This is a genomic window from Allobosea robiniae (assembly GCF_900102525.1).
Lineage (GTDB): Bacteria > Pseudomonadota > Alphaproteobacteria > Rhizobiales > Beijerinckiaceae > Allobosea > Allobosea robiniae.
In genome coordinates this window covers 89,686-102,560 of the sequence record NZ_FNBZ01000004.1, presented here as the reverse complement: position 1 = coordinate 102,560, position 12,875 = coordinate 89,686, and the positions used below count along the sequence as shown (strand labels likewise).

General features: G+C 67.3%; 13 protein-coding genes. 9 read left to right on the top strand and 4 right to left on the bottom strand.

From position 1 onward, the window contains the following. Positions 1 to 47: 47 nt before the first annotated feature. Genes BLQ70_RS12360 through BLQ70_RS12350 form a run of 3 tightly spaced genes read right to left on the bottom strand, consistent with a single transcriptional unit; the run spans position 48 to position 3,150 of the window. Complete coding sequence (locus tag BLQ70_RS12360) at positions 48 to 1,244, bottom strand: multidrug effflux MFS transporter (protein ID WP_091857234.1); 1,197 nt, start codon at positions 1,242 to 1,244, stop codon at positions 48 to 50. Between the two features lie 56 nt (positions 1,245 to 1,300). After that, the gene (locus tag BLQ70_RS12355) at positions 1,301 to 1,945 is read right to left on the bottom strand and encodes a glutathione S-transferase family protein (protein WP_091857731.1); all 645 of its coding nucleotides are present in this window, start codon (positions 1,943 to 1,945) and stop codon (positions 1,301 to 1,303) included. Between the two features lie 20 nt (positions 1,946 to 1,965). Then, positions 1,966 to 3,150, bottom strand: coding sequence for a diaminopropionate ammonia-lyase (locus BLQ70_RS12350; protein WP_091857233.1), 1,185 nt, complete (start codon positions 3,148 to 3,150; stop codon positions 1,966 to 1,968). Positions 3,151 to 3,254: 104 nt separating this feature from the next. On the opposite strand from BLQ70_RS12350, the gene BLQ70_RS12345 reads away from it, so the two are divergent. Both BLQ70_RS12345 and BLQ70_RS12340 read left to right on the top strand, forming a co-directional pair. Next, complete coding sequence (locus BLQ70_RS12345) at positions 3,255 to 3,734, top strand: Lrp/AsnC family transcriptional regulator (RefSeq protein ID WP_091857232.1); 480 nt, start codon at positions 3,255 to 3,257, stop codon at positions 3,732 to 3,734. Between the two features lie 115 nt (positions 3,735 to 3,849). Continuing rightward, positions 3,850 to 5,640 carry a chloride channel protein gene (locus BLQ70_RS12340; RefSeq protein ID WP_091857729.1) on the top strand — a complete coding sequence of 597 codons (1,791 nt, stop codon included), beginning with the start codon at positions 3,850 to 3,852 and terminating at the stop codon, positions 5,638 to 5,640. A 9-nt stretch (positions 5,641 to 5,649) separates the two neighbouring features. Here the strand turns inward: BLQ70_RS12340 and BLQ70_RS12335 are convergent, their stop codons facing one another. After that, positions 5,650 to 6,165, bottom strand: coding sequence for a haloacid dehalogenase (locus BLQ70_RS12335; protein ID WP_170843388.1), 516 nt, complete (start codon positions 6,163 to 6,165; stop codon positions 5,650 to 5,652). 123 nt (positions 6,166 to 6,288) lie between these two features. Here BLQ70_RS12335 and BLQ70_RS12330 point away from each other — a divergent pair, with 123 nt between their 5' ends. From BLQ70_RS12330 to kduD, 7 genes are all read left to right on the top strand, one after another. Then, positions 6,289 to 7,404 (top strand): ABC transporter ATP-binding protein, encoded by a 1,116-nt coding sequence (locus tag BLQ70_RS12330; RefSeq protein ID WP_244512000.1) that lies wholly within the window; start codon positions 6,289 to 6,291, stop codon positions 7,402 to 7,404. A 15-nt stretch (positions 7,405 to 7,419) separates the two neighbouring features. Continuing rightward, positions 7,420 to 8,550, top strand: coding sequence for an ABC transporter substrate-binding protein (locus tag BLQ70_RS12325; protein WP_091857229.1), 1,131 nt, complete (start codon positions 7,420 to 7,422; stop codon positions 8,548 to 8,550). 140 nt (positions 8,551 to 8,690) lie between these two features. Further along, positions 8,691 to 9,527, top strand: a complete 837-nt coding sequence (locus BLQ70_RS12320) for an ABC transporter permease (RefSeq protein WP_061971797.1) — start codon at positions 8,691 to 8,693, stop codon at positions 9,525 to 9,527. Further along, positions 9,524 to 10,339 carry an ABC transporter permease gene (locus BLQ70_RS12315; RefSeq protein WP_061971798.1) on the top strand — a complete coding sequence of 272 codons (816 nt, stop codon included), beginning with the start codon at positions 9,524 to 9,526 and terminating at the stop codon, positions 10,337 to 10,339. Before BLQ70_RS12320 ends, BLQ70_RS12315 begins: the two co-directional genes overlap by 4 nt. Positions 10,340 to 10,520: 181 nt before the next feature. Next, positions 10,521 to 11,261: a GntR family transcriptional regulator gene (locus tag BLQ70_RS12310; RefSeq protein ID WP_091857726.1), complete on the top strand. Its 741-nt coding sequence runs from the start codon at positions 10,521 to 10,523 to the stop codon at positions 11,259 to 11,261. Next, positions 11,258 to 12,094 carry a 5-dehydro-4-deoxy-D-glucuronate isomerase gene (kduI, locus tag BLQ70_RS12305; RefSeq protein WP_091857228.1) on the top strand — a complete coding sequence of 279 codons (837 nt, stop codon included), beginning with the start codon at positions 11,258 to 11,260 and terminating at the stop codon, positions 12,092 to 12,094. The genes BLQ70_RS12310 and kduI overlap by 4 nt, the downstream gene beginning before the upstream one ends. Further along, positions 12,094 to 12,864, top strand: coding sequence for a 2-dehydro-3-deoxy-D-gluconate 5-dehydrogenase KduD (kduD, locus tag BLQ70_RS12300; protein ID WP_091857227.1), 771 nt, complete (start codon positions 12,094 to 12,096; stop codon positions 12,862 to 12,864). The genes kduI and kduD overlap by 1 nt, the downstream gene beginning before the upstream one ends. Positions 12,865 to 12,875: the final 11 nt, after the last annotated feature.

The following is a 12,875-nucleotide window of genomic DNA, read 5'->3' as shown; positions in this document are numbered from 1 at the left end:
CTCGGGCTTGATCCCGAGAATCTCTTGCCGGGTGAGAAGCGGGTCCTTTAGCTCTTCGCCGCGCGGATGCCCCGCGTCGCGCGGAACAGGACGAGGGCGGCCACGCCCAGCGCCGACATCACCAGTGGCAGCGGCAGCGCCGCGTTCTTCAGGAGATGCCCGACGAGCAGCCCGACGCAGGCCGAGAGCAGCATCTGGCAAAGCCCGTTGAAGGAGGAGGCTGCACCCGCCCGATCCGGGAAGGGCATCATCGCCGAGGCCTGGGCTTGCGGCATGGTCAGCCCGACGCCGCAGGCATAGAGCGCCATCGGCACGACGACGCCGGCAGGTCCGCCGAATCCGGTGAGCACCCCGACCAGCATGGCGAGCCCGCCGCCGGCGAGGCAGGCGACGCCGATGGCGATGACCCCGTCCATGCCGCGCCGTCCGACCAGCCGCTGGGCGATGATCGTGCCGGTGATGTAGCCGAGCACGCCGAAGCCGAAGGAGAAGCCGTATTCGACCGGCGTCAGCCCGTAGACGCCGATCAGCACGAAGGACGAGCCTGAGATGAAGGCGAAGAGCCCGGCATAGGCCAGCGCCGTCAGCGCGACATAGACGCGGAAGGCGCGGTTGTGCAGCAGCGTGCCGAACCCCTTGAAGATGCTGACAAGCGAGAGCGGCTGCGGCGAGCGCGCCCGCAGCGTCTCCGGCATCACGGTGATGATGACCACGGCGAGCACCAGCCCGAAGGCGAGCGAGGCGAGGAAGGTCGAGCGCCAGCCGAAGGCGACCTGCAGCACCCCGCCGATCACCGGTGCGACCGCCGGCACCAGCCCCATGATCATCCCCATCCGGGCGAGCTCGCGCCCGGCGCGCGGCCCGTCATAGAGATCGCGCACCATGGCGCGGCCGAGCACGATCGGCCCGGACGCGCCGAGCGCCTGGAAGGCTCGCGCCAGCGTCAGCGCGCCGATCGAGGGTGCGAAGGCACAAGCCAGCGTCGCGAGCCCGAACAGGGCAAGGCCCGCGAGCAGCACCGGCCGGCGCCCTAGCCGGTCCGAGAGCGGCCCCCAGAAGATCTGCCCGGCGGCGAAGCCGAACAGGAACGAGGAGAGCGTCGCCTGCGCACCCGCCACATCCGTCTCCATCACCCGCGCGATCTCGGGCAGGGAGGGCAGGTAGAAATCGGTCGAGAGGGGCCCTAGCGCCGTCAGCATGGCGAGGACGGCGGTCATCGCCAGCGTATCGGGACGAAGCTTCATGCACGGCCTCCGGCGCAGCCGGAAGGGCCGCGCTGCCCTGCTACGACGTCAGCCGGTCATCCGGCAATGGCCCGGGCCGCCGGCCGATCCTGCGTCTCGCCGTGATAGGCGGTCGCCTGCATCGAGGGGCGCGCCGAGAACGCCTCATACCAGCGCGTCAGCCTCGGCCGTCCGACCCGGAAATCCGGGAGGTCGCGGAATTCCAGCCAGGCGAGCGCCGTGGCCAGGCCGATATGACCGATATGGACGGGCTCGTCGAAGCTTTCGCTGCGCTCCAGCAGGTCGTAGGATTCGACGAGCTTCGCGGTCTGTCCCTCGCTCAAGGGCGGATAGCGCAGGTGCTCCGGCCGCCGCAACGTCTCCCAGCGCAAAGCGATGCCGGCATCGCAGAGCCCCTGGGCGATCGCATGCAGGCGCAAAGCCTGCCAACGGGCCTTGCCCTCGGCCGGGACCAATCGACGGCCGTCATGAAGCCCGTCGAGATAGTCGCAGATCACCAGCGAGTCGAAGATCGCGCCGGCTTCCGGCGTGATCAGCACCGGCACCTTGCCGAGCGGATTGATCGCGAACACGTCCGGGTTGCGGTTGGTCGGGCTGGTCTCCTGGTCGATGATCGCGAGCCGCTCGGCGATGCCCGCCTCATGCGCGAAGACGATGGTCTTGCGCGCATAGGGCGAATGGCTCTGCGAATGCAGCGTCAGCCGCTCGGTGGGCAGCAAGCTCACGCGACGTCCTCCGGCTTGAGGCCGACGAGCTCGGCATAACGCACGGGGTCGGTCGCTCCTTCGGTATTGACGAGGAAGACGCGGGACTTGCTGTCGAGCTTCAGCGCTGCGCGGGCCTGCGGGTCGCGCAGCGCTGCCAGCAAACCGGCAAGGCCGGCCGAACCGCTTTCGCCGGCGACGATGGCGGGATCACCTGCGACGGGGCGCGCAAGCCGGTTCATCGCCTCGACGGCATCGGAATCCTCGGCCGTCATGAAGGCGTCGGCGGCGCGATAGAGCACCCGCAGCGCCAATGGCGAGGGATCGTAGCATTCGAGCATCGCCATCACGGTCGGTGCGCCATGCGGGATCTTGCCGGGCTTGCCCTGCTTCGCCGCCTCGAAGATGCAAGCCGCGCGCGACGGCTCGACCACCGTGAAGAACGGCCGCTTGTCGCCGAAGCTGGTCTGCATCTGGGCGGCGAGCGCGGCGGCGATGCCGCCGACGCCGGCCTGCACGAAGATGTGGCTCGGCCGCTCGGGTATCTGCGCCAGCCCCTCCCGGGCGATGGCGGTGTAGCCCTGCATGACGAGGCCGGGGATGCGCTCATAGCCGTCCCAGGAGGTGTCGGAGACGATCGTCCAGCCGCGCTCAGTCGCGACATGCGCCGCCTCGACCACGGAATCGTCATAGGTACCATCGACCCGCACCATCTCGGCGCCGAAGCGGGCGATCGCCGCGACGCGCTCGTCGCTGACGCCGCCATGCACGAAGATCACGGCCTTCGCGCCGAGCAGTTGCGCGCCCTGCGCCACCGAGCGTCCATGGTTGCCGTCGGTCGCGCAGGCGAAGGTCATGCCGGCCGCCGCCTCGCGGACGGCGGGGTCGTTCATGTCGGCATCGGCGAGCTGCCTGCCGAGCTTTTCGGAAGCCGCTTCCAGCGCAAGCCGGATCACAGCATAGGCGCCGCCGAGCGCCTTGAAGCTGCCAAGTCCAAGGCGCTGGCCCTCGTCCTTGATGGAAAGCGCGCCGATGCCGAGCGCGGCGGCGAGGCCCGGCAGACTGTGCAGCGGCGTCGGCACATGGTTCGGCCGCACCGCCAGATGCGCCGCGATTGCATCGGCACCGGCCGGCCCCAGCGTCGCGACATCCTCCGCATGCAGGGCCGAGCGGTAATCCGGATGATGGTTGAGCAGTAACATGGCGGCCTCGTCTGGCTGGGTTGCCTGAATGGATATTGCATCCCAGGTGAAAAAGGCGCTGGATTTGTCCCATGTCCTTGCAAGTTTCTTTCTCGGGATGAGGCATGGCCGAACCGACCGCTCATCAACTCGACGCTTTCGACCGTGCGATCCTCGCGATCCTCCAGCTGGACAACACCACGCCCCAGCGGGTGATCGGCGAGCGCGTCAATCTGTCGGCGCCGGCGGTGCAGCGCCGCATCCGCCGGATGGAGGCGACGGGTGTCATCCAGGCCAATGTCGCAGTCGTCGATCCCGCCGCGCTCGGCCATCCGATCACGCTCTTCGTCGAGATCGAGCTGGTCAGCGAGACGGCCCCCGATATCGATGCGGCCAAGAGCGCTTTCCTCGCTGCGCCGGAGGTGCAGCAATGCTATTACGTCACCGGCGAGGTCGATTTCATGCTGGTCGTGCTGGTGCCGAGCATGGCGGCCTATGAGGCCCTGACGCGGCGCCTCTTCTTCGCCGATCCCAATATCCGCAAGTTCCGCTCCTTTGTCGCCATGGACCGGGTCAAGACCGGTCTCGCGGTGCCAATTTCGTAGCCGCCCTGCGGCACAGGCGGGGCCGCTATCGCCGAGCCGTCTTGTTCCGGCCGCTGCGATATGCGACCGCGGACGGACGTGACGAACGAGCCTGACGGGCCTTGCCGTGATCACCGTGAAAGCCACCGAAACGCCGGCCGGGACAGGCGATGCGCCGCAGGGCTGGCGCGCGCTCGTCCGCTCCAGCGAGATCGGCATCGTGGTACTGGCCTGTGTGGTCGGCGTCCTCGCGGGGCTCGTCGTGCTGGCGATGTCCTTCACGACGCAGCTCCTGCATGAGATGATCTTCGGGTTACCGCATACGCAGCGGCTCTCGATCACGACCACGATCCCGCCCTGGCGCGCGCTTGCCGGACCAGTCCTCGGCGGCCTCGTCATCGGCTGCGCCTCCTGGCTGTTCTTCCGCCGCCGCAAGCAGCCGATCGATCCGATCGAGGCCAATGCCCTGCATGGCGGGCGCATGTCCTTCCGCGACAGCGTCTTCGTCGCGCTGCAGACGATGGGCTCGAGCGGCGCGGGCGCCTCGGTTGGACTCGAAGCCGGCTACACGCAGGCGGCGAGCGGGCTCGCTTCGCATATCGGCCGACGCCTGCGCCTGCGCCGGGCGGATATGCGCCTGATGGTCGGCTGTGCCGCCGGCGGCGCGATTGGTGCCGCCTTCGATGCACCCCTGACCGGCGCATTCTATGCCTTCGAACTGATCCTCGGCAGCTATTCGATCGCGGCCTTCGTGCCGGTGATGGCCGCGACTTTCATGGCGACCGTGACCCATAGCGTGCTCGCGCCGGCACTGCTCGCCGTCGAGGTGCCGCCGATCGGGGCGATCACCATGGCCAACCTGCCTCTGGTCGTCATGCTCGGCGCTACCTGCGGGCTCGTCGGCATCGTCGTGATGCGCGCTGCCGCCTTCGTCGAGGCGGGGTTCAGGCGCTCGCGGATCCCGACCTGGCTCCGGCCTGCCTTCGGCGGCCTCGTCGTCGGCGCGCTGGCGATCTGGAACCCTTCCGTCTTCTCGGCCGGCCACGGCGCGATCAATCTCTATCTCGGCATCGATGCCAGCCTCATGCTGTTCGCGCTGGTGCTCGTCGCCAAGGCGCTGGCCTCCTCGGTCTCGATCGGCTCGGGCTTTCGCGGCGGCCTGTTCTTCGCCTCGCTCCTGCTCGGCGTGCTGACGGGCCGCCTCTTCATCGGCGTGCTGACGCTCGCCTTCCCCAACCTCGCCGGGCACGAGACGCTGTTTGCACTGGTCGGGATGAGCTCGCTTGCGGTCTCGATCGTCGGCGGCCCGATGACGATGACGCTGCTCGCGCTCGAGATGACCGGCGATCTCAAGCTGACGCTCGCCGTGGTCGGCGCGGCCGGCGCGGCCTCGCTGGTGACGCGCCGCCTCTTCGGCTTCTCCTTCGCGACCTGGCGCTTCCACCTGCGCGGCGAAAGCATCCGCGGCGCCCATGATGTCGGCTGGATGCGCGATCTCACGGCCGGCAGCATGATGCGCATCGAGGTGCCGAAGATCGCGGCCGATGCCACCATTGCCGAAGCGCGGCTGAAATACCCGCCCGGCTCGACCAGCTATCTCGTCGCCGTCGGCCCGGGCGATGCCTATGCCGGCATGGTGCCGCCCGGTGCGCTCTACGAGCCCGATCCGGCACTGGACGAGGAGGCGGCAGCCGAGCCCGCCCCCCGCACCGTTCGCCATCTCCTGCGCAACACGGATCGGATGCTGCTCGCCGACATGTCGGTGCGCGACACGCTGAAGCTGTTCAATGAGGCGGAAAGCGAGGCCTTACCGGTCGTCGCCGATCGCGACAGCCGCCGCCTTGTCGGCATCCTCAGCGAGGCGCATGCGATCAAGCGCTACAGCGACGAGGTCAGCCGTCGCAATCGCGAATTGACCGGGGAATAGCCGGAAGGCTCAGGCTGAACGCAGTGCGACGCTCGCCACGACCTGCCAGTTGGCGATCGGCACATCCTGTCCGGAGGTCACGATGCCCACGCGGTCGAAGCGGATGGCGCGCCCGTCGAGGCGGGCGTTGATCTCGGCGATGGCTGCAGCCTTCGCACCCGCCTCGACCTCCCCATAGAGCAGCGAGACATGCGGCATGAAGCTCGCGAAGCCGTCGGGATCGAGCGACTGCTTCAGCTTCGCCAGGGCGGGCGAGACGGCGAAGCGGGCATAGAACGAGCGGAAATAGGCGTCGCTGCCTTCAACGGCGGAGACCGGCTCTGCGAAGGCCTCGACCGCCCCGGTTGCCGCGGTGATCGCCTGCCTCAGCAGCTCGGGCGTCGTCTCGGTGTCGCCCTGCAATGTCAGATGCGGGGCGAAGAGCGGCGTGCCGAAACGGCCCGACAGCTCGCCGATGATGCCGGCCAGCATCGCTTCGTCCGCAGGCGCCGGCATCAGCCAGAGAGAATGAATCCGCACTGTCATCCGAGTTTCACAAAGCTCTTGCATAGACTGCGCCCCGTGCGTAACGTTTATTTCAACTGGGCCGACGATGGAAGAAATATTCCATTGTCAGGCGATAAGAGCAGAACCGGGGGAGTAGGCGCCTTGCAGCCGGAAACGCAAGCCAGAGCGGGTAGCGGCGCAGCCATCGGCGTGCGCGGGCTCAAGGTCGCCTATGGCGGCACTCGGGTGCTGCACGGCATCGATCTGGACTTCACGCCCGGCAGCTTCACCGCGCTCCTCGGCTCCTCCGGCTGCGGCAAGACCACGCTGCTGCGCTCGCTCTCCGGTTTCGTTCCGGTCGAGGAAGGCTCGATCGTCGTCGGCGGCAAGGATGTCGCCGGGCTGCCGCCGGAAAAGCGCGGCATGGCGATGGTCTTCCAGTCCTATGCGCTCTGGCCGCATATGACCGTGCTCCAGAATATCGGCTACGGCCTCAAGCTGCGCGGCAAGTCGAAGGCCGAGATCGCTGCCAAGGTTGGCCAGATGCTGGGTTTTCTCGGGCTTGCCGGGTATGAGGACCGCAAGGTCACGGCCCTCTCCGGCGGCCAGCGCCAGCGCGTCGCGCTCGGCCGGGCGCTTGCGATCGATCCCGGCATCCTCCTGCTCGACGAGCCGCTCTCCAATCTCGACGCCAAGATCCGCATGACCATGCGCCACGAGATCCGCGCCATCCAGCAGCGGCTCGGCCTGACCGCCGTCCATGTCACCCATGACCGCGAGGAGGCCATGACCATGGCCGACCGGCTCGTCATCATGCAGGTCGGCCGGGTCGCTCAGGTCGGCACGCCCGAGGAGGTCTATGATCGCCCGGCCAGCGCCTTTGTCGCCAATTTCATGGGCGCGGAGAACGTCCTGCCGCTCAGCATCAACCGCGAGGAGGGCCGGGCTTCCGTCGCGGCCGGCGAGGCCCGCGCGACGCTTGCAGGCGCTGCGGCAGCGGAGCTGCCGAACGGCGATGCGCTCGCCTATTTCCGCGACGACGTCGCGAGCCTCGGCGCCCTTGATGCGGCGGCGGCCGGCGGCGATCTCGTCGTCCCCGGCACGATCGCCGCGCGCGCCTATCCCGGTGGCATCTACCGCTACAAGGTCGAAGCCGCCGGCCGCCAGATCACGGTCGACGATACCGGCCGTCACGAACTCGGAACGAAGGTCGGGCTGCGCATTCCGCTGCAGCGCCTTCACATCTTCCCGGCGACCGAGGCCGGGATTGCCGCCTGACAGGGAGTCAGACCCATGCGCATCATCACGCTTGCCTGCTCGCTTGCTGCGCTGATCGTGGCATCGCCGCTATCCGCGCAGACCCTCAATGTCGCCTCCGCCGGCGACCAGAACATGGTCGACTACGTCAAGGACTATCTCGGGCCGATGTTCGAGAAGGCCCATCCCGGCGTGAAGGTCGTCTCGGTCGGCACCGGCCCGGGGGATTCCGGCTCGCAGAAGATCTACGAGAAGCTCGACGCCCAGAAGGGTGCGGCCTCGACCGATTTCGACGTGCTCGTCATCCACCAGAAAGCGGCCGGCCAGATGGTCAAGGAAGGCCTGCTGAACAAGTATACGGCCAATGTCGAGACGGCGAAGCTCGCCACAGGCGACTCCGCGAAGAACTCGCTCGGCACCGATGTCAGCGGCTTCGTCATCCCGATGTTCCAGTCGCAGACGGCGCTCGCCTACAATGCCGACATGGTCAAGACGCCGCCGGCAACCTTCGCCGAGCTCGCCGATTGGGCCAAGAAGAACCCCAAGCAGTTCGGCTATAACGGCATCAAGGGCGGCATGTCCGGCGTCTCCTTCGTCGCCGGCTGGGTCTATGCCTTCGGCGGCGACGCCGAGAAGCTGATGAAGGGCCCCTATGACGCGGCCACCAAGACGAGCTGGGACAAGGCCTTCGCCGATCTCAAGGCCTTCAATGCCAATGTCGTCATCACCCCCGGCAATGCCGGCACGCTCGACATGCTGAACCGCGGCGAGATCGCGATCGGCCCGGTCTGGGTCGACATGTTCTATTCCTGGCAGGCCGACGGCAAGCTGCCGCCGAACATGAAGCTGAAGCTCATCTCGCCCGGCATGCCCGGCCAGCCGATGTATTATGCCGTGCCGGAGAAGTCGGCCCAGAAGAAGCTGGCCGAGGCCTTCATTGCGCTCGCGACCAGCCCCCAAGTCCAGGCCGACGGCATCGTCAAGAAGTTCAACTGGTATCCGGGCATCGACGCCAAGAACCTCGAGGGCAAGCTCGACAAGGCCGCCTGGGACAAGCTCTTCACCGACGTCACCCCGGCCGAACTCGCCAAGAACGGCAAGCCTTTCCCGATCGCGCCCTACTTCAACGACATCCTCGAGGGCTACGAGAAGAAGGTCGCGAACTGAGGTTCGTCCCGAGAGACCGTCATCCTCGGGCTTGACCCGAGGATCTCGCGACCAGCTCGCGCTGGTTGAAGAGATGGCCGGGTCAAGCCCGGCCATGACGACCCTTCCAGCCCAACGCGATTGGTTAGCCGGAACCGAGAATGTCCCTTTCCCAACGCAACCTCGCCCTGCTGCTGATCGCACCCGGCCTCGCGCTCGTCGCGGCGCTGTTCCTCTATCCGCTCTGCTTCTCGCTGATTTCGGCCTTTACCGGGCCTGAGGGAGGCTTTTCGCTGCAGGCCTTCGGCAAGGCCTGGGAGCTTTATTCCGGCGATGTCGTCTTCACCGTCATCATCGTCCTGTCGTCCTGCCTGCTGACCGGGCTCGCCGCCATCGTCATCGCCGGCACGCTGACGCTCGGCGAGAACCGCTGGATCGTCGGCACGCTGAAGGCGCTCTATCGCTGGCCGCTCTTCATTCCCTTCATCGTCGCGGCGCAGTGCATGCGCACCTTCCTCGCCAAGAACGGGCTGATGAACAACACCTTCGTCTCGCTCGGGCTGATGGAGCCGCTGCAGGCAATGAGCTTCCTCGACTGGCGCGGCATCATCGCGACCTTCGTCTGGAAGCAGACGCCCTTCGTCGCGCTGCTGCTCGCCGGTGCGCTCGCCGCGCTCGACCGGGCCACGCTGGAGGCCGGCCGCAATCTCGGCGCCTCGCGGATGCGCGTGCTGGTCGAACTCGCCTTGCCGCAGGTGATGCCGCAGCTCCTCGTCGCGCTCGTCCTCTCCTTCGTGACGATGCTGTCGGTGCTCTCGGTGCCGATGATGGTGGCGGGCTCGCAGCCGACCATGCTGACCGTCGATATGGCCTTCCGCATCAACGCCTATGGCGACTACGCCACGGCCAATGCGCTTGGCGTCATCACCTATCTGATCTCGGCCGGCGCGGCGATCATCTACCTCAAGCGCGGCATGGCGAAGGAGAACGCGCCATGATCCGCGCCGTCTCCGGCCTGCGCATGGTGCTCGCCGCTTTCGCGCTAGCGGCCTTCGCCTTCTTCCTGATCGGGCCGCTGGTCAATCTGGCGCTCTGGTCCGTCGCCGAGCGCTGGTACACGCCCTACAAGCTGCCGGTCGTCTACGGCACGCGCTACTGGGAGCAGGTCTTCCGGCCGACCGGCGACGCCATGGCATCGCTCGGCACCTCGGTCTGGATCGCGGTGCTGACGGTTCTCGTCGCGCTCGCGCTGTCCATCCCCGCCGGCTACGCGCTGGCGCGGCTGAAGCTGCCGGCGCGCGCCTTCTTCATGGTGCTGTTCCTGCTGCCGCAGGCCTTCCCCTCGGTTGCGATCTACATCAACGTCGCCCGCGTCTTCTATTCGCTCGGGATCAACGGAACGGTTTTCGCCGTGGTGTTGGTCCATGCCGCGCATGGCCTGGTCTATTCCGTCTGGATCGCGGCCGCGGCCTTCGCCGCCGTCGACAAGGATCTCGAGCTCGCCGCCCGCAATATCGGCGCGTCGCCGCTCAAGGCTTTCTTCTCGGTGACGCTGCCTCTGGCGGCGCCCGGCATCATCGCCAGCGGCATCTTCGTCTTTCTTGAGTCGCTCGACGAGTTCACCGGCACCTTCTTCGTCGGCGTGCCGCAGGTCACGACCCTGCCGCTCCTGCTCTACAGCGCGGCGATGGGCGGCAACTATCAGGTCGCCTCGATCACGGCTTTGATCCTGCTCGTGCCTTCGGTGCTGTTCATGCTGTTCATCGAGCGCTTCCTGCGCGCCGATGTACTCGCGAAGGTCGGCGCCTGACTTCAACCTTCTGAAATCACCTGACATTCCCCCCGACTTCCGATCAGGGCCGCTGCGACCGCAGCGGCCCTGATGCGTTTGCGGGCCTTCTTCGAAAATCGGCTTGATCGCAACTAATATACTAGTATATGAATCGTGAAACAAAGCCTCGGGAGGGCGCGCATTGACGGCTGGCGGCATCATGGCTGCAGGTTCGGGTTCATCGGGTCGGCGCACCGCCGCTGCGGTGATCCGCGATGCGTTGCGCGCCGAGATCGTCTCGCTTGCCATTCCGCCGGGAACCCCGATCGTCGAGAAGGATATCGCCGAGGCCCATGCGGTCAGCCGCACGCCGGTGCGCGAGGCCCTGCTGAAGCTCGCCGACGAGGGGCTGGTCTCGATCTTCCCGCAATCGGGCACTTTCGCCGCGCTGATCCCGTTCCGGGCCTTGCCCGAGGCGCTGGTGATCCGCCGTTCGCTGGAGGAGACCTGCGCGAGGCTCGCAGCCCAACATGGCGCCGGCCGGGCCGACGGGCTCGCCCGCATCATGGATGAACTGGCGGCGCGGGCCGATCGCGGCGAGCGCGAGCTCTTCCACCAGTCCGACGACGCCTTTCATGCCGGCATCGCCGAGCTTGCCGGCTATCCCGGCATCTGGCGCTTCACCCAGCAGGTGAAGCTGCAGATGGACCGTTTCCGCCGGCTCACCCTGCCGCAGCAGGGCCGCATGGAGCGCGTGCTGCGCGAGCACGGCGCCGTGGTCGAGGCGATCCGCCGCGGCGATGCGGACGCCGCGGCCCACGCCATGGGCGAGCATCTCGGCAAGCTCTTCGACGACCTCGACGCGGTCGCCGCCCTCAACAGCCCCTATTTCGACATGGGCGACGGTTCGGAGCGGCCACGGCGCGCCGCTCCGCCGGTCGCCCGACTGGAGACGACATGACCATCGACATCCGCCAGGTTTCGCATCCCGAGGCTGTGAAGGGCTTCGACACTGCCGCGCTGCGCCGCCATTTCCTGATCGAGACGCTGTTCGTTTCCGGCGAGGTCAAGCTGACCTATAGCCATCTCGACCGCGTCATCGTCGGCGGCGCCATGCCGGGGGGCAAGCCGGTCGTGCTGCCGACGCCGAAGGCGGTCGGGACCGATGCCTTCCTGAAGCGCCGCGAGCTCGGCATCGTCAATGTCGGCGGTCCCGGCAAGGTCTCCGTCGGCGGCAAGGATTACGCTCTGGCCAAACGCGATGCGCTCTATGTCGGCAAGGAAGCTGGCGAGGTTTCCTTCGCCAGCGACGATGATGCGAATCCGGCTAAGTTCTACCTGCTCTCCACCCCGGCCCATGCCGTGCACCCGACCAGGGTGATCCGCGAAGCGGATGCCAAGACGCTGCATCTCGGCGAGCAGGCCACCGCCAACAAGCGCACGATCCGCCAGTACATCATCCCCGGTGTCTGCGAGACCTGCCAGCTCGTCATGGGCGTGACCACGCTGGACGAGGGCAGCATCTGGAACACCATGCCCTCGCACACCCATGACAGGCGCTGCGAGATCTACCTCTACTTCGACGTGCCGGCCGATGCCCGCGTCTTCCACCTGATGGGCGAGCCGCAGGAGACCCGCCATCTCGTCGTCGCCAACGAGCAGGCGATCCTGTCGCCCGGCTGGTCGATCCATTCCGGTGTGGCGACGCGGGCCTATTCCTTCATCTGGGGCATGGGCGGCGACAATGTCGACTACACCGACATGGACATGGTCGCCACCGGGGACCTGCGCTGATGGCCTCGCCCTTCGACCTGACCGGCCGCACGGCGATCGTCACCGGCGCCAATACCGGGCTTGGCCAGGCGATTGCGGTCGCCATGGCTCAGGCGGGGGCCGGCATCGTCGCGGTCGGTCGTTCCAGCATGGCGCAGACGAAGGCGCTGGTGGCGGAAACAGGCAATCCTTTCCATGAGATCACGGCCGATCTCGCGACGCTGGAACCGATCGTGGATATCGTCGAGCAGGCTGACGCCGCCGCGAAGGCCGATGGCTCGCGGCTCGACATCCTCGTCAACAATGCCGGCATCATCCGCCGCGCCGACGCGATCGACTTCACCGAGGCCGACTGGGACGCGGTGATGGACGTCAACCTGAAGTCGACCTTCTTCCTGACGCAAGGGGTCGCGAAGCGCATGCTCGCCGATGGCAAGGGTGGCAAGGTGATCAACATCGCCTCGCTGCTTTCCTTCCAGGGCGGCATCCGCATCCCCTCCTACACCGCCTCGAAGAGCGGGCTCGCCGGATTGACGCGTCTGCTCGCCTGCGAATGGGCGGGGAAGGGCATCAACGTCAACGCGATCGCGCCGGGCTATTTCGTCACCAACAACACGGAAGCCCTGCGGGCCGACCCCGCCCGCAACGAGGCGATCCTCGCGCGCATCCCGGCCGGGCATTGGGGCAAGCCGCAGGAAATCGGCGGTGCCGCCGTGTTCCTCGCCTCCGATGCTGCTGCCTATGTCCACGGCGTCGTTCTGCCGGTCGACGGCGGCTGGCTCGCGCGCTGACGGGGAGGGGC

What these genes read in the sequence shown, in the direction of transcription:
- BLQ70_RS12320 (WP_061971797.1), top strand. Translation starts at nt 8,691, where the DNA reads ATGTCCCTTTCCCAACGCAACCTCGCCCTGCTGCTGATCGCACCCGGC.
- BLQ70_RS12345 (WP_091857232.1), top strand. Translation starts at nt 3,255, where the DNA reads ATGGCCGAACCGACCGCTCATCAACTCGACGCTTTCGACCGTGCGATC.
- BLQ70_RS12335 (WP_170843388.1), bottom strand. Translation starts at nt 6,165, where the DNA reads ATGACAGTGCGGATTCATTCTCTCTGGCTGATGCCGGCGCCTGCGGAC.
- BLQ70_RS12350 (WP_091857233.1), bottom strand. Translation starts at nt 3,150, where the DNA reads ATGTTACTGCTCAACCATCATCCGGATTACCGCTCGGCCCTGCATGCG.
- BLQ70_RS12315 (WP_061971798.1), top strand. Translation starts at nt 9,524, where the DNA reads ATGATCCGCGCCGTCTCCGGCCTGCGCATGGTGCTCGCCGCTTTCGCG.
- kduI (WP_091857228.1), top strand. Translation starts at nt 11,258, where the DNA reads ATGACCATCGACATCCGCCAGGTTTCGCATCCCGAGGCTGTGAAGGGC.
- BLQ70_RS12310 (WP_091857726.1), top strand. Translation starts at nt 10,521, where the DNA reads ATGGCTGCAGGTTCGGGTTCATCGGGTCGGCGCACCGCCGCTGCGGTG.
- BLQ70_RS12325 (WP_091857229.1), top strand. Translation starts at nt 7,420, where the DNA reads ATGCGCATCATCACGCTTGCCTGCTCGCTTGCTGCGCTGATCGTGGCA.
- kduD (WP_091857227.1), top strand. Translation starts at nt 12,094, where the DNA reads ATGGCCTCGCCCTTCGACCTGACCGGCCGCACGGCGATCGTCACCGGC.
- BLQ70_RS12360 (WP_091857234.1), bottom strand. Translation starts at nt 1,244, where the DNA reads ATGAAGCTTCGTCCCGATACGCTGGCGATGACCGCCGTCCTCGCCATG.